This is a genomic window from Micromonospora sp. WMMD967, assembly GCF_029626165.1.
Classification (GTDB): Bacteria; Actinomycetota; Actinomycetes; order Mycobacteriales; family Micromonosporaceae; genus Micromonospora; species Micromonospora taraxaci.
This window is the reverse complement of the sequence record NZ_JARUBK010000001.1, coordinates 6,748,809-6,768,886: the sequence shown is the minus strand read 5'-3', so window position 1 is coordinate 6,768,886 and position 20,078 is coordinate 6,748,809. Positions and strand designations below refer to the sequence as shown.

Annotated in this window: 20 protein-coding genes; 15 read left to right on the top strand and 5 right to left on the bottom strand. The window is 72.5% G+C overall.

Annotation, left to right across the window (positions count from 1 at the left end; all coding sequences use genetic code 11):
• The first annotated feature begins 326 nt into the window (after positions 1-326).
• Genes O7631_RS30380 through O7631_RS30365 form a run of 4 tightly spaced genes read left to right on the top strand, consistent with a single transcriptional unit; the run spans position 327 to position 1,896 of the window.
• Positions 327-545, top strand: a complete 219-nt coding sequence (locus O7631_RS30380) for a flavin reductase (RefSeq protein ID WP_278147397.1) — start codon at positions 327-329, stop codon at positions 543-545.
• Entirely contained in the window at positions 542-715 is a 174-nt protein-coding gene (locus O7631_RS30375; protein ID WP_269682919.1) for a hypothetical protein, read from the top strand. Before O7631_RS30380 ends, O7631_RS30375 begins: the two co-directional genes overlap by 4 nt.
• A 52-nt stretch (positions 716-767) precedes the next feature.
• Entirely contained in the window at positions 768-1,340 is a 573-nt protein-coding gene (locus tag O7631_RS30370; protein WP_278147395.1) for a DinB family protein, read from the top strand.
• A 7-nt stretch (positions 1,341-1,347) separates the two neighbouring features.
• Positions 1,348-1,896 carry a hypothetical protein gene (locus O7631_RS30365; RefSeq protein ID WP_278147394.1) on the top strand — a complete coding sequence of 183 codons (549 nt, stop codon included), beginning with the start codon at positions 1,348-1,350 and terminating at the stop codon, positions 1,894-1,896.
• Positions 1,897-1,902: 6 nt separating this feature from the next.
• Here O7631_RS30365 and O7631_RS30360 read toward each other — a convergent pair whose 3' ends face one another.
• Both O7631_RS30360 and O7631_RS30355 read right to left on the bottom strand, forming a co-directional pair.
• Entirely contained in the window at positions 1,903-3,291 is a 1,389-nt protein-coding gene (locus tag O7631_RS30360) for a hypothetical protein (RefSeq protein ID WP_278147393.1), read from the bottom strand.
• Positions 3,288-3,791, bottom strand: coding sequence for a SigE family RNA polymerase sigma factor (locus tag O7631_RS30355; RefSeq protein ID WP_278147392.1), 504 nt, complete (start codon positions 3,789-3,791; stop codon positions 3,288-3,290). The genes O7631_RS30360 and O7631_RS30355 overlap by 4 nt, the downstream gene beginning before the upstream one ends.
• Positions 3,792-3,874: 83 nt before the next feature.
• On the opposite strand from O7631_RS30355, the gene O7631_RS30350 reads away from it, so the two are divergent.
• Positions 3,875-4,510, top strand: a complete 636-nt coding sequence (locus O7631_RS30350; protein ID WP_278147391.1) for an HAD-IA family hydrolase — start codon at positions 3,875-3,877, stop codon at positions 4,508-4,510.
• 173 nt (positions 4,511-4,683) lie between these two features.
• Here O7631_RS30350 and O7631_RS30345 read toward each other — a convergent pair whose 3' ends face one another.
• The gene (locus O7631_RS30345; RefSeq protein ID WP_278147390.1) at positions 4,684-5,889 is read right to left on the bottom strand and encodes a glycosyltransferase; all 1,206 of its coding nucleotides are present in this window, start codon (positions 5,887-5,889) and stop codon (positions 4,684-4,686) included.
• A 119-nt stretch (positions 5,890-6,008) separates the two neighbouring features.
• On the opposite strand from O7631_RS30345, the gene O7631_RS30340 reads away from it, so the two are divergent.
• Positions 6,009-6,488, top strand: coding sequence for a GNAT family N-acetyltransferase (locus O7631_RS30340; protein WP_278147389.1), 480 nt, complete (start codon positions 6,009-6,011; stop codon positions 6,486-6,488).
• A 93-nt stretch (positions 6,489-6,581) separates the two neighbouring features.
• Positions 6,582-7,724 (top strand): polysaccharide pyruvyl transferase family protein, encoded by a 1,143-nt coding sequence (locus O7631_RS30335; protein ID WP_278147388.1) that lies wholly within the window; start codon positions 6,582-6,584, stop codon positions 7,722-7,724.
• Positions 7,725-7,734: 10 nt separating this feature from the next.
• Here the strand turns inward: O7631_RS30335 and O7631_RS30330 are convergent, their stop codons facing one another.
• Positions 7,735-7,941: a hypothetical protein gene (locus tag O7631_RS30330; protein WP_088988245.1), complete on the bottom strand. Its 207-nt coding sequence runs from the start codon at positions 7,939-7,941 to the stop codon at positions 7,735-7,737.
• Between the two features lie 82 nt (positions 7,942-8,023).
• On the opposite strand from O7631_RS30330, the gene O7631_RS30325 reads away from it, so the two are divergent.
• The 3 genes from O7631_RS30325 to O7631_RS30315 all read left to right on the top strand — a co-directional run bounded on the left by O7631_RS30325 (position 8,024) and on the right by O7631_RS30315 (position 13,003).
• On the top strand, positions 8,024-8,542 hold the full coding sequence (locus O7631_RS30325; RefSeq protein WP_278147387.1) for a DinB family protein: 519 nt from the start codon (positions 8,024-8,026) through the stop codon (positions 8,540-8,542).
• Between the two features lie 247 nt (positions 8,543-8,789).
• Positions 8,790-12,089 carry a DEAD/DEAH box helicase gene (locus O7631_RS30320; RefSeq protein WP_278147386.1) on the top strand — a complete coding sequence of 1,100 codons (3,300 nt, stop codon included), beginning with the start codon at positions 8,790-8,792 and terminating at the stop codon, positions 12,087-12,089.
• A 14-nt stretch (positions 12,090-12,103) separates the two neighbouring features.
• Entirely contained in the window at positions 12,104-13,003 is a 900-nt protein-coding gene (locus O7631_RS30315) for an SWIM zinc finger family protein (RefSeq protein ID WP_278147385.1), read from the top strand.
• Positions 13,004-13,007: 4 nt separating this feature from the next.
• Here the strand turns inward: O7631_RS30315 and O7631_RS30310 are convergent, their stop codons facing one another.
• Positions 13,008-13,265: a DUF3040 domain-containing protein gene (locus O7631_RS30310; RefSeq protein ID WP_088988248.1), complete on the bottom strand. Its 258-nt coding sequence runs from the start codon at positions 13,263-13,265 to the stop codon at positions 13,008-13,010.
• Between the two features lie 466 nt (positions 13,266-13,731).
• Between O7631_RS30310 and O7631_RS30305 the strand changes: the two genes are divergently transcribed.
• From O7631_RS30305 to O7631_RS30285, 5 genes are read left to right on the top strand one after another with little or no spacing between them, the layout of a single operon-like run.
• Positions 13,732-15,822 (top strand): DUF1800 domain-containing protein, encoded by a 2,091-nt coding sequence (locus O7631_RS30305; RefSeq protein WP_278147384.1) that lies wholly within the window; start codon positions 13,732-13,734, stop codon positions 15,820-15,822.
• Between the two features lie 8 nt (positions 15,823-15,830).
• Positions 15,831-17,213 (top strand): DUF1501 domain-containing protein, encoded by a 1,383-nt coding sequence (locus O7631_RS30300; RefSeq protein WP_278147383.1) that lies wholly within the window; start codon positions 15,831-15,833, stop codon positions 17,211-17,213.
• On the top strand, positions 17,210-18,628 hold the full coding sequence (locus O7631_RS30295; protein WP_278147382.1) for a ferredoxin reductase family protein: 1,419 nt from the start codon (positions 17,210-17,212) through the stop codon (positions 18,626-18,628). Before O7631_RS30300 ends, O7631_RS30295 begins: the two co-directional genes overlap by 4 nt.
• 14 nt (positions 18,629-18,642) lie before the next feature.
• Complete coding sequence (locus O7631_RS30290; RefSeq protein WP_278147381.1) at positions 18,643-19,242, top strand: FMN-binding protein; 600 nt, start codon at positions 18,643-18,645, stop codon at positions 19,240-19,242.
• A gap of 49 nt (positions 19,243-19,291) precedes the next feature.
• Positions 19,292-20,014, top strand: a complete 723-nt coding sequence (locus tag O7631_RS30285; RefSeq protein ID WP_278148067.1) for an FAD:protein FMN transferase — start codon at positions 19,292-19,294, stop codon at positions 20,012-20,014.
• Positions 20,015-20,078 lie beyond the last annotated feature (64 nt).

Sequence of the window (20,078 nt, the reverse complement as noted above, 5' to 3'; positions counted from 1 at the left end):
CGTCCTCGCCGGCGTGGATGTTCGGCGCGTCCCCCGCGCTCGGGCATCCACGCCCCCCAGATTGCTCCGGCACAAGGAGACGGCAGTGCTCCCATCGACATGGAAAGGGCTGGCCGTGACGCGGGCGGCCGAGGCGAGCCGGTGAAGCGGGTCTCGTACGACGAGTACGTGCTGGCAGTGGCACTGACTCTCGCTCGCCGTCACCGACCCGTCTGGTCCGGGCGACACTGGCGGCGCATCTGCCGCTGCGGAGGCGAACTGCCATGCCGAAGCCGCCACCGCATCCCGATCAGCCGCATTCACTGGCCCAGCCAGGACAGCCCGCAGTGACAACTCACCACCCGACCAAGCCAACCTGGACATGCGGCGGCTGCGCGGGGGAGTGGCCATGCCAGACCAGACGCCGAGAGCTTCAAGCCGAATACGACCAAGCCCCGGTGTCACTGGCCCTCTACCTGGCCGCCCAATTCGTCGACGCCGCCCACGACCTGACCCACGTCCCCGCCGGCCACCTGCACTCGCGATTCCTCGGTTGGACCCGTTGAGCATCCTGCGGCTGGGTGACGAGAAGTTCCACTACAGCGACGGCTCCCACAGGTGGATCCCGCCAGACCCGGACTACGACCAGGAGGTCTGGGACGAGCAGGTGCGCCAGCACAAGCATGGCCACCTGAGGAACGAGCACCCGAAGGTCCGCATCCAGCGGCTGATCTGACATCAGGCAGTAAGCAGCGAAACCAGGCTTGATGCCGCTAACCTCGACCCCCATGGCGGACTCGGACGAGCACGTTCACCCCGAACCACCGATCGCCGGCGACGAGACCGCAACCCTGTTGGGCTCCCTGGAGCGCCAGCGCGCGACTTTCGCGTGGAAGACCGGTGGGCTCGACGCCGACGGTCTGCGGGCGACGATCGGCCCGTCGTCGATCACTCTGGGCGGGCTGCTCAAGCACCTCGCCTTCGTGGAGGACTTCTACTTCTCGCTCAAGCTGGCCGGGCGCTCACCCGGCGCGCCGTGGGAGACCGTCGACTGGGACGCGAACCCCGGCTGGGACTGGCAGTCCGCCGCCGAGGACACCCCGGAGCAGCTCCACACGCTGTGGCGGGAGGCGGTGGCCCGCTCCCGCGCCACGGTGGCCGAGCTACTGGCCGACGCCGGGCCGGAGCAACCAGCCCGAGGTCCGTGGCCCGACGGCCAGGTGCCCAGCCTGCGACGGATCCTCGTCGACCTGATCGAGGAGTACGCCCGGCACGTCGGTCACGCGGACCTGATCCGCGAGTCGGTGGACGGGCTCACCGGGGAGGACCCGCCCGGCCCGGCCGCCCCGCTCACGCCATGATGGGCGGGTGCAGGACACCGTCGCCGTCGCGCTGATCACCTCACTGTCCACGTTGGCCGCCGCTGCCCTGACCGGGTTGGTCGGCGCGCTCAGCACCCGCCGGCAACTGGCCTACCAGCTCAGCGTCGCCCGGCAGGAGAGCGCCGAGCGCCGGGCGACACGCCGGGACGAGCTTCGTCGGGACGCGTACGTCGGATTTTTGAGCGCCTGCGACCAGGCGTACCGGCAGTTGGACCGGCGGTGGCTCGAAGCCGGCGGGAGTGAGCCGGTGACCGGCTACGACGAGGCGTACGCGGCGATGCGCGCCGTGGACGAGGCGTACAACCTGGTGTTGTTGGAGGGCCCGGCGGAGGTGGACTCGGTGGCCCGGTCGGTGTTGACCAGCCTCACCACTGAGTACGCCGACCAGCGCCGGCTCGGCGGCGAGCCGGGGGAGGCGACCGCCCCGCTGCGCGACCGGCACCGGGAGCACTGGCTGGCGGCCATCGAGGTACGCACCAAACGGCGCCTTGCGTTCGTCGACGCGGTACGCCCGGTGTTGACCCCCGACGCCTGACGCCCCTCACCCGCCGGCTCGACGTGCCCGCCTGACCCGCCGATCGTCGCGCCACAGCGCGATCCGCTGGCGATTCGCGTAGAGCGCCCACACCGTGACGAGCATGGTGAGGAGACCCGTCCAGAACCAGAACCGCCCGCCCACCCCGCCTGGTGGCTGCGCGTCGCGGACGCGTCCGTTGCGGATCACCTGGTCGGCGACGTCGACGGCGATCACCTGGTCCGGTGCGGTCAGCACGGTGCGCGGCGCGCTGGCGCCGGGCGTCAGCGCCAGCACCCGCACGGTGCGTACGCGTTGGTCGCTGGTGGGTGGGTTCGACTGCTCCTCCAGCGGCAGGTCGGGGGCGGCGGGGTCCGGCAGGTAGGCCGCGACCAGCGCCGACCCGTCCGGTGCCCAGCCGAGCAGCCGGATGGAGACGACCCCGGACACGGCCGGCAGCGCCAGCGGACCGACGTCCCGCCCGCTGGCGGGATCGACCTGGCGCAGGGTCCATCCGGCGTCCGCTCCACGGGTGGCCAGCGTCAGGTTCGTGCCGTCCGGACGCCACGCGCCCTTCCCGGCCAGCCACGTCTCGCCGGGCAGGGCGAACGAGGAGAGTTCGCGGCCGGCCAGGTCGGTCACGGCGACGGTGCGGCCGTACTGGTAGGCGATCCGACCCGGGGCGGCGGCGACGGTCGAACCGACGTGTGCCTCCTGCGCGCCGGCGGCCAACCTGGTCCACCGCTCATCCGCGACCGTCACCGCGCTCAGCACCGTGGTGTAGGTGGCCCCGTCGAACGCGACCGGCACCTCGTCGCTGACCACCAACGACCCGCCGTCGGCGGACCAGCCGACAGGTGTGCTCCAGACACTGCGGTCCACGGGCGACGAGAGCCGCTGGGTCCGCCCGGTGACCAGGTCGACGACCTCGACACCCGGGGGATCGTCCTGGACTCCGTCCGGCCGGGCCAGGTACCTGCCGTCGGGGGAGAGGTGCACCGTCGTGCCCGCCACGGACTCACCGCCGATCCGCATGATCCGGTAGCGGTCGGAGTCCGCGCCGACCACGCCGACGACGTTCACGTCGTTCCACCCGTGCAGACGCGGTGCGGGCCCGTCGAAGACGACCGATGCGGCACCGAGCCGAGGGCGGTCGGTGACGTGCAGCGTGCCGAGCGGCGGCAGGGCGATGTGGTCGGGCAGCGCGGCGTTCGCGGTGGCGGCCGGATCGAGGCCGGGGGTACGGGTCAGCGGCACCACGATGCCGGCCACCGCGAGCAGCACCAACGCCGCCGCACCGACGCCCACCCGGCGCAGGCGGTCGCGGCGGGCGGTGGCGAGAGCGCGCTCGTACACCGGGTAGGTGGGCACGTCCTCGGCGGCGGTACGCAGCGCGTCGCGGAGCCGGGCGGTCATCGGGTGCTCCTCTCCGAGGTGGCGTCGAGCAGGTCGGGAGCGACCGCTCGGAGTCGGCGCAGCGCGTCGTGGGCGTGGCGTTTGACGGTGCCGAGAGAGCAGCCGAGCAGGTCGGCGACCTGGGCTTCGGTGCGGTCCTCGTAGTAGCGCAGCACGATGACGGCCCGTTGGCGGGGCGTGAGGTGGCGCAGCGCGGCGGTGAGCGTGAGTCGCAGGGCGGTGGTGTCGGTGTGGTCGCCGCCAGCCCGTTCGGTGGGCTCGGCCTCTAGTCGTTCGGCGAGGCGGCGGCGTCGCCACCAGGAGACCTGCTGGTGGTACATGACCCGGCGGACGTACGCCTCCGGGTCGCCGTCGCGGATGCGTCGCCAGTGGCGGTAGGTGCGCGCCAGGGCGGTCTGCACGAGGTCTTCGGCGAGTTGGTGGTCGCCGGTGAGGAGATAGGCGGTCCGGGACAGGGCCGGCGAACGCTGCACCACGAACTCGTGGAACGTCTCGGTCATGCCCACCCCCTCGGTGAGAAGAACGCCGCCCGTACGGCGGATGGTTGAGGACCTATCCTCGCGGTGCGGGCAACAGGGGGAGCGTGAGCGTGGAACTGGCGGGCATTGGCGCGGTGCTGTTCGACATGGATGGCACAGTGGTCGACTCGGACGCGGCCGTCGAGCGGGCCTGGGAGCGGTGGGCGGCCGAGTATGCGGTCGACCCGGCGGCGGCGCTGGCCATCGCGCACGGCAGCCCCGCCGACCGGACCATCCGCCGGCTGTTGCCCGACCTCGACGACGACGCGGTCTCCACGGCGGCGGCACGGCAGCTCGCGTTGCAGTACGACGACCTGTCCGACGTGGTCGCCACCCCCGGAACGCACGACCTCCTCGACACCCTGGCCCGGTTGGGGCTGCCCTGGGCCGTGGTGACCAGCGCCGACACCCGGCTGGCCCAGGCGCGGCTCGGCGCGGCCGGGATCGTCGCCCCGGTGCTGGTCACTGTCGACGACGTGCGGGTCGGCAAACCGGACCCGGAGGGCTACCTGCGGGCCGCCGCCCTGCTGGACGTACCCGTGGCGCGGTGCCTGGTCGTCGAGGACGCCGAGGTCGGCCTGCGCGCCGGGCGGGCGGCCGGCGCGCTGACCGCCGCGTTGAAGGGGCTCGACGGCGACCTGCGCCTGCACGACCTGGCGCAGCTGGCGGGCCAGGTGGAGTCGGCGCTCGCGGCACCCTGACGGGCGGCAGCAACACCACCAGGTAGGCCAGGTTGACCTGCACGGTGAAAGAGAAGAGCAGCTCGACGGGCTCGTCACGGGCGGCGACCAGGGCGAGGACCAGCCCGCCGGCGACCACCGCCGCGCTGTGCCCACCCGCAGGCCCCGGTCGACGCCACGGGCGACGTCCCCGGTCACGGCGTCGCCTCCACCGAGCGGGGCGGGGGCAGTGCCTCGTACAGCCTGACCAGCTCGGCCAGGTAGCGTTCCCCGGACCAGGCCGCGACCGCCGTCCGGCCGTCCCGGATCACGTCCGCGCGCAGTTCCCGCTCGGTCAACAGACGGGTCAGCAGCGCGCCGTACGCCGCGGCGGTGGGCTCGGCGACCGGACGGGTGGTGCCGGTGCCCGGCCGCTGGGCCAGCGCGGTGTCCACCATTGCCACCGGCAGTCCGTACGCCTCGGCTTCGGAGAGCACCAGGCCCTGCGTGTCGGTGGTGGAGGTGAACGCGAGCACGTCCGCGGCCCGGTAGTGGGCGCCGACCCGGTCGTGCGGCACCGGGCGCAGCAGGCGCAACGCGCCGGCCACCCCGTACCGGTGGGCCGTCCGGCGGATCGCGAGCCGGTGCCGTCGGGCACCCAACAGCACCAGGCGGGCCTCCGGCAACGTCCGGCGGACCTGCGCGAACGCGGCGAGCAGCAGCTCCGGGTTCTTCTCCGGCGTGGCTCGGCCCACCGCGAGCAGGACCGGCGCGTCCGTCGGGATGCCCAGCCGGGCCCGCAACCGCCGCCGGTCGTCGGCGTCGACGCGCGGCGCGGCGGCCGGGGTCGGCAGGACCACGATCGGGGTACGCCCCGCCATCGCCGCCATCATCGACGCGGTCTTCGCCGACGGCGCGACCAGGACAGTGGTGTGCGCCAGCAGGCACCGCCCGAGTTCCGCCAGTCGGGTCTGCCGGTCGGGGCCGGGTCGGCCGAGCGCCCACAGGTCCCGCGCGTGCCAGCGCAGGCCCAGCCGGAGGCCCGCGTACGCGGCCCCGATCGGGATCTCCGGGTAGTGCGCCGCGTACGCGATCAGGTCGGTGTGCCAGGTCAGCACGGCTGGTACGCCCCGCGCGGCGGCCCACCGCAGGCCGGCGACGCCGAGCGGGCCGGTGGTGTGCACGTGCACCACGTCCGCCGCTGCATCCGGTGACCGGGGCACTGCCAGCCGGTAGGGGCGGGTCGGCACGGTCAGCGAGGGCACCTCACCCGGTCGTCGGCGACGCCGCAACAGGGGGCCCGGGCAGTGCAGGACGACCCGGTGCCCGGCTGCGCGCAGCAGCGCCACTGTGGTGCCGACCGAGGTCGCCACCCCCTCCGGGTTGGCGAGGTGGCTGTCGCTGACGTGGGCGATGCGCACGTCGCCATCATGGCCGGGCCGTGCACCACGGCCGTCCGGGCCGAACGGCGAGGGACCGGGTGGCGGGCCCGGGTCGGTTCTGCTGCACTGTCCGCTGGCGACGACGAAGGAGAGCCGCGGTGGAGTTGACGTTGACGCCGATGACGGCACCCGAGCTGGCCCGGTTGCTGGGGCCGCTGGAGCAGGGCTACGCCGACGACCTGGTGGCACACCGGGGGTTGAGCCCGGAGGCGGCCCTCGAGCGGTCGGTCGACCAGATTCGGGAGTCGCTGCCGGCCGGCGCGGCGACCGAGGGGGTGCTGCTGCGGGTGGGGCGGGTCGACGACACCGAGGTCGGCTGGATCTGGGTGACCCTGCCGGCGGCAACCGGCTCCCGTCAGGCCTGGATCCACAACATCGAGGTGCACCCGGAGCACCAGGGACACGGCTACGCGCGGCGGATGATCCAGCTCATCGAGGTCGAACTCGCCCACCTCGGCGTACCCGAGCTGGGGTTGAACGTGTTCGGGACGAACACCGTGGCGATCGGGCTCTACCGCAGTCTGGGCTTCGAGGTCACCTCGCAGCAGATGGCGAAGCGGATCGCCCCGACGAGCTGAGCCGGCGGCGACCTCGGGACGGGTCCCCCCGGCAGGACTGTTCACCTGCCCAGCGGGAAACCGGCGCGGACCGCACCTGGGGAGGAGCGACGGATGACGCACGGCGGCGGACTGACCATCGGTGTGCTGGGCTCGTACGGCGGGCGAAACCTCGGCGACGAGGCGATCCTCACCGGCCTGCTCACCGACCTTCGCACGCAGGAACCGAACGCCCGGATCATCGTCTTCTCCCGTAACCCGGAGCACACCCGGGCGGCCCACCCGGACGTCGAGGCGGTGCCCTGGGAGGGCGTCAGCCGTACCGACTCGGCGCTGGTGCTGGCCCAGCTCGACCTGCTCATCCTGGGCGGGGGAGGCATCCTCTACGACCGGGAGGCGCGCCGCTACCTGCGGGTCGTCCGGGTCGCACAGGAGCGTGGCCTGCCGCTGATCACGTACGCGGTGGGGGTCGGGCCGCTCGGTGAGGCGGTGGACACCGGCATGGTCCGGGAGACACTCTCCAGCGCGGTCCAGGTGACAGTGCGGGACCAGGAGTCCCGGATGGTGCTGGAGGAGGCCGGTCTGCTGAACCCGATCACGGTCACCGCCGACCCGGCGTTCCTCCTGCAACCGGAGGAGTTCCCGGCCCACCTGCTGGCCGAGGAGGGAGTGCCGGTGGGTCAGCGGCTGGTGGGGATCAGTGTGCGGGAGCCGGGGCGGGCCGCCGAACGGCTGGACGTGGACGGTTACCACCGCTTGCTGGCCCAGATCGGTGACTTCCTGGTGCACCGGATCGACGCGTGCGTGCTGTTCGTGCCCATGGAACGCGACGACATCCGGCACGCCCACGGGGTGCTGTCCCACATGGTCGCGGCCGATCGGGGTCGAATCCTGCACGGCACCTACTCGCCGCAGCAGGTCCTCGGGCTGATGCGCCACTTCGACCTGGCCGTCGGCATGCGCCTGCACTTCCTGATCTTCGCGGCGATGGTCGGCACACCGTTCCTGCCCCTGCCGTACGCCGGCAAGGTCTTCGACCTGGCCCAACGGCTCGGCGTGCCGGCCCTGCGCGGCGTGGAACGCGAGGTCGAGGGGCCGCTGCTGGCCGAGGTCGACCGGTTGTGGGACGAGCGCGAGCAACGCGCCGAGGGCACCGCGCGACGGGTCGCCGAGGTGTGCGATCAGGCGCGGGGCACCTCGGAGGTCACCCGGGGCGTGTTGGAGAGCCTGCGCAGCCAGACCCTCACCCGGGTCTGAGCCGGGGCTGTCACACCGCCGGGCCGGTCCACCGGTAGCGCCACTCGCGGGCCTCCTCGCGGGCGGTCTCCAACTCGTAGATCTGCGCCTCGGCCAGCCCACCCGGGCCGACGTGGTGATGGGTCAGCGGCGGCCGGCCGTTGCTGTCCAGCTCGACGGTGATGGTCTGCCCGTCCGCCGTGCCGCCGACGAGAAGGATCTGCACGGATGAAGCCATGCGCCCATCCTGCCCGTCGTACCGCCGGTCCGCAGCGGATAGCGGGGCAGCGGGGGGCCCGCTTCGTGGCTAGGGTCGGCGGATGGAGCAGACGATCGATCCATCGCTCGGTCCGGTGCTCGCCCGCACCGGCGACGAGCGTGCCGTGCTGAACTCATTCCTCGACTTCCACCGTGGGGTGCTGCTGCGCAAGCTGCGCGGTCTCTCCGACGCCGACGCCGGCCGCCGGCTGGTGCCCTCGGCCACCACGCTCGCCGGGCTGGTCAAGCACCTGACACTGGTCGAGCGGAACTGGTTCCCGACCCTGCTGGCGCCCGAGCCCGGCGACGTCTACCTGACCTCGGAAGAGGACGCGGTGGCGAGCTTCACCCTCGGCGAGCAGGAGACCGTCGCCGAGCTCGTCGCCGCGTACGAGCAGGCGTGCGCCCGGTCCCGGGCGGTTGCCGCGAGCCTCGACCTCGACCACGTGGTGCCGCACCCGCAGCTCGGCGAGGTGTCGCTGCGCTGGATCCTGGTGCACATGATCGAGGAGACGGCCCGCCACGCGGGTCACGCCGACATCCTGCGCGAGCTGACCGACGGCGAGTGCGGCGCGATCTGACCCCGGCCCCGCGCGCCGTCGCGGCCCTTCGCGCGCCGGCCCGGTCCATGATCAACACGGGTTCGCCGAAGTCGGGGTGTCCGACCGACTCGGATACCGCGACTTCAGCGATGCCGTGTCGATCATGCCCGCGAGTCCGCGACGATGCCGGTGCGCGCCGTGTGGTGCGTCCATTCGGCGGTGGCTGCGGTCGCCGGCTCCGGCGGGCCGCCTATTCTGGGGCGCGGGCGGCGACGAGGGGGAGTAGGTGCTGGTCATCCACGGGCTGTGGTCACCCGGCGACGGCCCGATCGGCGGCCTCGCCGTCTGGGCCGAGGACAGCTCCGCGCCACCCGCGCCGACCCGGTCCGGCCGGCCGCCCCGGGAACGCCCACACCCCTTCGCCGCCGGGCACGCCGACCTGGTCGCCGTTCTCGCCGACTCCGCCGAGCCGGCCCACCCCGGCACCGCGCTGCTCACCCTGCCCACCCGGGCAGGCGTGCCGACCGACTCGCCCGAGCTGATCCGGACCGACGTCGCACCCCCGGCCCGCGGCCGACTCACGCTGGCCGGGTGGCGCGTTCCCGTCCTGGTGTACGCCCCGGACGACGCGCTGTCGCTGCTCCGCACGCTGGACGACCTCCCGGCGGTGCCCGGAGCCACAGTGCGTCACCTTGCCGACCTGGCCGACTTCGCCGCCGACCTGGTGACCCGCGGCCGCCTCCTGCCCGGCGTCGCCGCCACGTCGGCGGGCGTCACCGCCTCGGCTGCCACGTCGGCGGGGGTCGGCGCCTCGGCTGGCACGGCGGCGGGCGTCGCCGCCACGTCGGCGGGGGTCGGCGTCTCGGCCGCTACGTCGGCGAGGAGGACGGCGCCCAGTGCCACGGTCCCAGGGGCTTCCGCGGGCGGTGTTGCCGAAGTGTCGGCGCGGGCGGTCTGGCGGCCGCTGCTGACCGGCACCGACGCGGCCTGGGCACGCTCGCTGGCGCTGGCCCTGCCACCCGCCGCCCGAGCCGCCGTCGACTCCGTCGCTCTCGCACCTGGTGCCGGCGGGGGCGAGTTGACCGCCGCCGAGGTGGTGGCGGACGCGCTGGACGCGCTGACCGACGCCGCCGCGCGGGCCGCTCTGGCGACCACCACCCTGGCCCGAGGGTTACGGCCGGGTGGCCCGGCACCGGCCTGGTTGGCGGCGCTCGCCGGCCCGCAGCGGGACTTCACAGTCGATCCCACGGCGTTGGCCACCCTGCGCGACGAGCTGGACATCTGGCAGCGGGATGCCGCCGGCGGGCCGGTCCGGGCCAGTTTCCGGTTGGTGGAGCCGGCCCCGGACGAGGTCACCGAGCCGATCCTGGCCACCCGCCCGGCACCGGACGACATCGTGCCGGCGTCGGTCGAGTCGTCCGGCGGCGGGCGTTGGCGGTTGGAGTTCGGGTTGCAGGCGGCCGACGAGCCCGGCCTGCACGTCGACGCCGGGCAGGTGTGGCGGGCACCGCAGACGCTCGGTGGCCTGACCGGGCGTACGGGCAGCCCGCAGGAGACACTGCTCGCCGAGTTGGGGCGGGCCAGTCGGCTCTGGCCGGACCTGGATGCCGCACTGCGTACCGCCGCTCCGGAGGTGATGGAGCTCGATGTCGAGGGGGCACACCGGTTCCTCAGCGAGGGCGCTCCGGTGCTGCACGCGGCCGGGTTCGGGGTGCTGCTGCCCTCCTGGTGGCAGCGTCCGTCGGCCCGGCTCGGCGCCCGGCTACGCGCCCGCAGCCGCACCGCGCCCGGCACGGTCGGTGGCGCCGAGGCTGGTGTCGGTCTGGACGCCCTGGTGGACTACCGCTGGGAAGTCGCACTGGGCGACCAGCCGCTGTCCGCCGAGGAGTTGGCGGCGCTGGCCGAGATGAAGACCCCGCTGGTGCGGCTGCGTGGCCGGTGGGTGGAGCTGGACCCGGCACGGCTCGCCGCCGGTCTGCGTCTGCTCCGCTCCACCGGTGAGTTGAGCGTCGCCGACCTGCTCCGCCTCGGCTTGGAGGACGGTGCGGCCACCGGTGCGCTACCGGTGTTGGAGGTGACCGCCGACGGGGCGCTGGGCGACCTGCTCGCCGGTGCTGTCGAGCATCGGCTCACCCCGTTGGAGCCGCCGCCGAGTTTCCAGGGGACGCTGCGGCCGTACCAGCAGCGGGGGTTGGCGTGGTTGGCGTTCCTGCGTTCGCTCGGGCTGGGTGGTGTGCTCGCCGACGACATGGGTCTGGGCAAGACTGTGCAACTGCTCGCGTTGCTCGCCGGGGACCCACCGGAGGCCGGCCCCACCCTCCTGGTCTGTCCGATGTCGCTGGTCGGCAACTGGCAGCGGGAGGCGGCGCGGTTCACGCCGACGTTGCGGGTGCACGTACACCATGGGGCGGAGCGGGCGCGGGGGGCGGAGTTCACCGCGGCCGCGCACGGCGCGGACCTGGTCCTCACCACCTACTCGGTGGCCGCCCGTGACGCCGTCGACCTGGCCGGCATCGACTGGCACCGGGTGGTGGTGGACGAGGCGCAGGCGATCAAGAACGCGTCGACCCGGCAGGCCGAGGCGGTCCGCGCGTTGCCGGCCCGGCAGCGGGTGGCGGTGACCGGCACGCCGGTGGAGAACCGGCTCGCGGACCTCTGGTCGATCATGCAGTTCGCCAACCCGGGCCTGCTCGGGCCGGCGACGACGTTCCGCAAGAGGTTCGCCGAGCCGATCGAGCGCAACGGTGACGCCGAGGCCGCCGAGCGGCTGCGCCGGATCACCGGCCCGTTCGTGTTGCGCCGGCTCAAGACCGACTCGTCGATCATCTCGGACCTCCCGGAGAAGTTGGAGATGGAGGTGCTCTGCAACCTCACCGCCGAGCAGGCGGCGCTCTACCGGGTGGTGGTCGACGACATGCTCGCCCGGATCGAGACCAGCGACGGCATCGAGCGGCGCGGCCTGGTGCTGGCGACCATGACCCGACTCAAGCAGGTCTGCAACCACCCCGCCCAGTTGTTGCGCGACGGGTCGGCGTTGGAGGGTCGCTCCGGCAAGCTGGCCCGGCTGACCGAGATCCTGGAGGAGGTGCTGGCGGCGGGGGAGCGGGCACTGCTGTTCACGCAGTACGCCGAGTTCGGCGCGATGTTGCGTGGTCACCTGTCGGCGCGGTTCGGCCGGGAGGTGCTGTTCCTGCACGGAGGGCTCGGGAAGGCCGAGCGGGACGCCATGGTGCAGCGTTTCCAGTCGGCGGACGGCCCGCCGCTGTTCGTCCTCTCCCTGAAGGCCGGCGGCACCGGCCTCACCCTGACCGCGGCGAACCACGTGGTGCACGTGGACCGGTGGTGGAACCCGGCGGTGGAGGACCAGGCCACCGATCGGGCGTTCCGGATCGGGCAGCGCCGTCGGGTGCAGGTCCGCAAGTTCGTCTGCGCCGGCACCGTGGAGGAGAAGGTCGCCGCGATGATCAACGACAAGCGCGCCCTCGCCGAGCGGGTCGTCGGCACGGGCGAGCAGTGGATCACCGAGCTGTCCACCGGCCAGTTGCGCGAGCTGTTCGCCCTGGAGGCCGGGGCGGTGGTGGAGTGAGGGAGAACGCCGGCGTGAGCACCGACCGGTTCGCCGACTACGGGCGCCCCCGCCGGGTCGACGGGGGTCTGCGGGCGCGCAGCGCCCGGGGCGCCATCGGGCGTTCCTGGTGGTCCCGGCGGTTCCTCGAGGTGCTGGAGTCGTTCGCGCTGGGCACCCGGCTGACCCGGGGCCGGTCGTACGCACGCGCCGGCCAGGTGTTGACGCTCGACATCGCACCCGGGCGGGTCAGCGCCGTGGTGCAGGGCTCCCGCCCGCAGCCGTACCAGGTGTCCATCGCGCTGCGACAGTTCCCGGACGCGCTCTGGTCCCGGATCGAGGAGGAGCTGGCCGGGCAGGCGTTCTTCAGCGCCCGGCTGCTCGCCGGGGACCTCCCCGACGAACTGGAGGAGCTGTTCGTCGCCGCCGGCGCGCCCCTGTTCCCGGCCGGTGTGGACGAGCTGACCCAGCGGTGCAACTGCCCCGACTTCGCGGTCCCGTGCAAGCACCTCGCGGCGACGTTCTACCTGCTGGCCGAGGCGTTCGACGCGGACCCGTTCGAGTTGCTGCACTGGCGTGGCCGGTCCCGGGCGGAGTTGCTGGACGAGCTGCGCGCCCGGCGGGTGGAGGCCACCGGTGCGGTTGCGCTGCCCGAGACGGTCGACCCACCGTCCGAACCGGACGGTGGCCGGTCGACAGCGGCGCCGGTCGGCGCGGCCCGCGCGCTCGTCGGGCTGTCGACGACCCCGTTGTCGGAGGCGGCAGACCGGTTCTGGCTGCCGCCGGTGCCGTTGCCGGACCGGCCTCCTCGACTGGTGACCGGTCCCGACCTGCTGCTCCGCCAGCTCGGAGCGCCGGCACCCGCCATCGGTGGCCCCGGAATGCTCGAACGGTTGCGCCGCGCGTACCGGGCGTTCAGCCCGGACGACCGGTGAGCCGTCACGTCCAGCGGCGGCGGAACCGCCACATGATGGCGGCGTTGGCCACCAGCACCACCGCGCAGATCGCACCGGTCAGGCGACCGGCGAACACGGCTATCGCCGGCAGCGACGCCCACAGCACGATGGTCAACAACATCAGGTAGCGGCCCCTGCGGGCACGGACCCGGTGGTCCAGGCGCTTGAAGAACGCCGGGTCGCTCTCCCGGAGCTGACGGGTGATCTGGTCGAACCTGCGCTGATCCTCTTTGCTGAGCATGGCGCTGCCTTCCCCTCACGCGTTCAGCGGTTCGGCGGCATACCCGCTGCGGTGGTGGCTCACGCTCGCCTGCTCCCGCTACTTTTCCTTCTCACGGGGCCCGGTGACATCGGGCGCGGTGACCGTCGTGAGGCCACCTCATGTCCGGCTTACCTGAACCTTAAGTTTGCCTGTGGTGGTGAACGGCGCGGAAAGTGTCGCGTACGGCGGGGAGGTCCGATCCGTACCCGGCTGCCGCGCGTACGCCCTGCTGAGAAGGTCTGCGCTCGGCACCGACCCGACGACTGCCGCGGACGCCGCACTGAGCGCTGTCTTAAGTGCCCTCACGAGGGTGTTCGGCCCACCTTGAAGGCCCCGGAGGGCTTGGTTACTTTGCCGTAGCAACTCCCCTCAGGCAACAGTCGCCGCACCTGCCGCACCTGCCCGGTCGCAGCTTCCGGCGCTCATCAGAAATCGGGATTGGTACATGGCCGACCAGAATGTGCCACCACGTCGACCGCGGGACGACCGCGGTTGGGACGGACGCCAGCACCACAACGCGGACGGCTACGGCGACCCCAACGCGTCCGCGCCCTACGGGTACGACTCGCCCAACCCCTACCAGGGCGGCTACCCGGCGCAGGCCGACCCTCGCGAGCAGTACGGCGAGGGCTACGCGCACGCCGGACAGCCCGCTCCCGGCCCGCGCGGGCCGCAGTGGGTCGGCCCGGAAGGGCTCGGTCGCCCGATCCCGGCGCGGCCCGGCACCGGACTGCCCACTCTGGACGACGACGAGTCCCGTCCCAAGGTCGGACGACGCAAGGCGATGGTGGCCCTCGGTGGCACCGCCGCCGTCGTCGCCGGTGGCGCGGCGCTCGCCATGACCCCGCAGCTGCGCGGCATCTTCGGTGACGAGGTGGCCGGTGACGCCACCGGCAGCACGGTCACCGACGGCACCGCCGCACGGCCCAGTGGCCAGCAGCCCAGCACGGTGCGCACCTACACCGAGCAGAACGAGAGCTACATGGGCTCCCGGGCCGGCGAGGCGCTGAAGAAGAACGCGCCGGCCGGTGGACGGACCCTCTCCGGCCCGGCCGCCGCCGCCGCGGCGACCGAGGTGACCGTGAAGACGGTGCTCTCCAAGGACCCGATCCTGCACCTGGCCCGCCGGGCCACCTTCGGGCCCACCCCCGAGGTGGTCGCCGACATCAAGAAGCAGGGCATCGACGCCTGGATCCGCGCCCAGTTGGACCCGGACAAGATCGCGCCGAGCAAGGCCGAGCTGAAGCTCGCCGAACTGCCCACGCAGAAGCTGAGCGTGCAGCAGTTGCGCACCCAGCGGGACCAGCTCAACGAGCAGGGCGCCCAGCCGGAGCGGGAGATGATCGACGCCACCATCGCCCGGCAGATCTGGTCGAAGCGCCAGCTCTTCGAGGTGATGGTCGACTTCTGGAACGACTTCCTGCACGTCGCGGCGGAGTTCGACGGTGGCGAGGTCTACCGCAACTCGTTCGACCAGGACGTCGTACGCAAGCACGCGCTGGGCAGCTACCCGGAGATGCTGATCGCCGCGAACAAGCACCCCGCGCTGCTGATCTACCTGAACCAGAAGGACTCCCGCAAGGACGCGATCAACGAGAACCTCGCCCGGGAGAACCTCGAGCTCTACTCGGTCGGCGTCGACGGCGGCTACAAGGAGCCGGACGTCCGTCAGGCCGCCATGTTGCAGACCGGCCGTGGCATCGACAAGGACGGCAAGTACGTCTTCAAGCCGGAGCAGCACTACGTCGGCAAGGTGAAGATCCTCGGCTTCAGCCACGCGAACGACTCGTCGGACCCGAAGAAGGCCGACGCGGCGATCGACGCGTACATCACCTACATCGCGCTGCACCCGTCGACCGCGAAGTACGTGGCGCAGAGCCTGGCGACCCGGTTCGTCTCGGACACCCCGCCGAAGTCCCTGGTGGACCGGCTGGCGAAGATCTACACCACCAACAACGGCCTGATCAAGCCGGTGCTGATGGCGATGTTCTGCTCCACCGAGTTCTGGGCCGCCGTGGGTCAGAAGGTGCGCCGCCCGATGGAGTACCTGGCTGCCACGTACCGCACGCTGGGCGTCTCGCCGGAGGCGTCGCCGAAGCACAACAACGGTGACAACAAGCGCACCCCGTACGCGCGGGGCCTGCGGCAGATCCAGGACAAGCTGCGCGAGCTGGGCCAGTACCCCATGGGTCAGCCCACCCCGGACGGCTACCCGGACGTCTACGTCGCCTGGACGTCGGCCGGCACCATGGTCAACGGCTGGAACGAGGCGGGCGAGATCCTCGCCGGCTACCGCACCGCCTTCACGTACACGGCACCGGAGAAGCTGGTCGCCAAGCCGCCGGCGACCGCCGGGGCGTACGTGGACGCGCTCTCCCAGCGGCTGGTGGGTCAGAAGCTGAGCACGCGGGAGAAGAACCTCATCCTCGGTGTGGCCGGCGTCGCGGCCACCGCCAAGGTCGACGCCACGTTCAACGGGGCCATCACCGCCGTCGCGCGGGCGATCCTCGCTTCCCCCCAGCACCACCTCCGGTGAGGCACCCGATGGAGAAGACTGTGTACAACTCTTTCCCCCTGCACCCCGAATGCCCCGACGTGCGGCGGCTGGCCGACAACCCGGCCGAGGCCCTGCTGCGCGCCGAGGCGGACATCGTGGCCGCCGAGAACGCCGCCGAGCTGGACCGCTACCGCACTCTGGAGAACCTGGAGGAGGCCCAGCAGGACGGTCGCGGCGTCACTCGCCGTACGTTCGTCGCGGGTGCTGCGGCCACCGCCACGGCCCTGGCCACGGCCCAGTTCGTCACCACGTCGGCGTCGTTCGCGGCGACCAAGACCGGCACCCTGATCCACGTCTTCCTCTACGGCGGGCTGGACGGGCTGAGCCTGGTCGCGCCGAACAACGACGCGGTGCTCAGCAAGGCCCGCCCCGACCTGCTGCTCGGCAACGACTCGCTCGCCCTGGACCGCGGCTTCAAGCTGACCAGCGCGTTCAAGCCGCTGGAGAAGTGGCTCAATGCCGGCCAGCTCGGCTTCATCCCGGGCGTCTCGGACGAGCGGCTGTCGCGCAGCCACTTCCAGGCCGCGGACGCCTGCAACCTGGGCGGTCTGCCGAACGAGACCGGCGGCCGGGGCTGGCTGGACGGTCTGGTCGACCACCTGGGCAAGGGCACCGCGTTCCGCAGCGTCGGCATCGGCAGCACGCTGCCCCGCTCGCTGGTCGGCAACAACGGCGCGTTGTCGCTGAACAACGTCGGCTCGTTGCGGCTCAACGGCGACGAGAAGTACCGGGCGGCCACCGAGAAGGCCATCAAGGGGCTCTTCACCGGGATCAACCACCCGGTCGAGGAGGCCGTGCAGGAGGGCATGGGTGCGCTGGCCACCGCCCAGCAGCTCGCCGCCAAGCCGTACCAGCCCGTCGAGGGCGTCAAGTACGAGGGTGTCGGCAACGCGTTCAAGCAGCTCGCCCAGCTGATCAAGGGCGGCGCCAACGTCCGGGTCGCCACCGTCGGCATGGGTGGTTACGACACCCACGAGAACCAGGGCACCGCCGCGGGCGGTCAGCTGCACCGCCGGTTGAACGAGTTGGCCAGCGCGATGGCGGCCTTCTTCACCGATCTCGGTCCGCAGGCCGCCGACGTGACGATCATGGTGTCCAGCGAGTTCGGTCGCCGGGTCGGCTCCAACACCGGCGGCACCGACCACGGGCACGGTGGTGTGGTCACCGTGCTCTCCGGCAAGAAGCTGGCCGGCTCCCTGCTCGGCACCTGGAACGGTCTGGACAAGCTGGACTCCGGTGACGTGCCGGAGTACAACAACATGTTCAACGTGTACGGCGCGGTGGCGCAGGGCCGGTTCGGGCTCACCAACGCGGAGGTCCAGAAGGTCTTCCCCCGCCAGAAGTACGCCCCGATGAAGCTGTACGCGTGACGTACCCGCACACCCACGCCGCCGGCCGTCGTACCGGGACCTCGTCCCGGCACGACGGCCGGCCGGCTGCGCCCGTACCCCCGCAGATCCCGGACCGGCGCGGTCCCGGCGGCCGGCGGCTGCTGGGCGTGCTGCTCCTGGTCGGCCTGGTCGCCAGCGTGCTGCCGTGGTGGCTGGGCACCCCCACCGGTTCGTTGCGGAGCACCGCCGCCACCGTCACGGCGGCCGGTCGGATCACCGGTCTGATCGCCGGCTACCTGCTGCTGGTGCAGGTGCTGATGATGAGCCGGCTGCCGGTGCTGGAACGGTGGATCGGCGGCGAGCAGATGGCCCGCTGGCACCGCGACGTCGGGGCAACCCTGCTGGTCGCCGTGCTGGCGCACATGTCGCTGATCCTCGTCGGCTACGCCGACCTGCGGAACCAGTCGATCCTCGCCGAGGTCGGCACGCTGCTCGGCGACTACGAGGACATGGTCTCGGCGTTCGTCGCCACCGGCATCATGATGCTGGTCGGCTTCAGCAGCATCCGGATGATCCGCCGCGCGTTGCCCTACGAGATGTGGCACGCACTGCACCTGTCCAGCTACCTGGTCCTGCTGCTCGGCTTCGGCCACCAGTTCACCCACGGCGCGCAGTTGTACAAGCCCGGTCCGGTTCGCACCGGCTGGATCGCGCTCTACCTGCTGGTGGTCGCCGCCCTGCTCTGGGGTCGGGTGATCGCGCCGCTGGCGTTCAACCTGCGGTACAAGCTGCGGGTCGCCGACGTCGTCGCGGAGAGCCCGGACACCATCTCCATCTACCTCACCGGTGAGCGCCTGGGTCGGCTGACGATGCTCGGCGGCCAGTACTTCCGCTGGCGCTTCCTCACCCGGGGTTGCTGGTGGCAGTCGCACCCGTTCTCCGTCTCTGCCGCCGCGAACGGTCGCTGGCTGCGGCTCACCGTCAAGGTCGTCGGGAAGCACACAGCGGACCTGCGCGACCTTGAGCAGGGCACCCGGGTCTGGGCGCAGGGCCCGTCGGGCACCTTCACCGCCGCGCACCGGGTCCGGGAGCGGGCGCTGCTCATCGCTGGCGGCAGTGGCATCACGCCGATTCGGGCGATGTTGGAGGAGCTGCCCCCGGGCGCCGCCCTGATCTACCGGGCCCGCACGCCCGCCGACGTGCTGCTCAGCCGTGAGCTGGACTGGCTGGCCCAGGAGCGGGACACCTCCGTCTGGTACGTCATCGGCTCCCGCGACGACCCCGGCCCGCGTCAACTGATGAGCCCGGACGGGTTGCGTCAGTTGGTGCCCGACGTGGCCCGGCGCGACGTCTACCTGTGCGGGCCGTCCGGGTTGGTGGAACAGTCGGTGCGTGCGCTGCGCCGCGCCGGCGTGCCGCGACGGCAGATCCACCTCGCCACGTTCGAGCTGTAGGAAGGGCAACCTCCATGCGTCGCGCGTTCCTCGCGATCACCGGCCTCGCCGCCAGCACCACCGCTCTGGTGGTCTTCAAGGGTTCCCCGGCCACCAACCAGGTCGCCCAGAACCTGCCGACCGCTCAACCGGTGGACCCCACCGGGCAGGGCGTCGACCCGAGCGCCGACCCGGCCGCGCCGGACGCCGATCCGGCCGAGGGCGGGCCCACCCCGTCGAAGAGCGCCGACACGTCGGTGTCACCCAAACCCGGCAAGACCACCGCCCGCCCGTCGGCCACCAAGACCACCAAGGCGCCCAGCGCGCCGCGCACCAGCAAGCCACCCCAGTCGACCAACCGCCGGGTCACCGGCGCCGGCTTCGACAACGAGTACGGGTACGTGCAGGTGCAGATCGTCGTCTCCGGCAACCGGATCGTCGACGCCGTCGCGTTGTCGCTGCCCAGCGGGGGTGAATCCGACATCCACAGCGGCGACGTCAGCAGCGCGTACGACGGCAGCGGCGGCGAGGTGGTGCGCAAGCAGAACGCCAACCTCAACACCGTCTCCGGTGCCACCGAGACCAGCAACTCCTACAAGCAGTCGCTGCGGTCCGCCATCGAGCAGGCGTTCTGACGTGCCGGCCGCGCTGACCCGACCGGGGCTCTGCCGGGTCGAGCAGATCATGGGTACGGCGATCACACTGGACCTCGCCGACGACCTGCCGCCCGCGCGGGCGCGCGAGCTGGCGGACGACGTCTTCGCCTGGATGCGCGAGGTGGACACCCGGTTCAGCACGTACAAGCCGGACAGCGAGGTGTGTCGCTTCGACCGGGGTGAGGTGCTGCTCTCCGAGGCGTCGGCGGACCTGCGGTTCGTGCTGGAGGCCTGCGCCGACCTGTGGGGCGCCACCGACGGGTTCTTCGACGCGTACGCCACCGGGCGGCTCGACCCGTCCGGTTTCGTGAAGGGATGGGCGGCGCAGGTCGCCTCGGATCGGCTGCTCGCCGCCGGTGCCCCGAACCACTGCGTGAACGCCGGTGGCGACGTGCGCGTACGCGGTGTGTCGCCGTCGGGTGAGCCGTGGCGGATCGGCATCCGGCACCCGTGGGACGCGATGGCGACGTGCCTGGTGCTCAGCGGGACCGACCTGGCCGTGGCCACCTCGGGGGTCTACGAGCGGGGTCGGCACGTGCTGGACCCGCGCCGTGGGGCGCCGGCCGGTGGACTGCGCTCGGTGACGGTGGTCGGCACCGACCTCGGGGTGGCCGACGCGTACGCCACCGCCGCCCTGGCCATGGGGGCAGCGGGTCGCGGCTGGCTGGACCGCCTGGACGACCACACCCACGCCGTCGTCACCGACGACGGCCGTCAGTACTACTCCGCCGGCATCCCGCTGACCGACTAGGGCCTGTGTCAAAGCCCCTGGCCGGCCTGCGGCGGGCCCGGACGACGACCGGCCGCGTTGGATG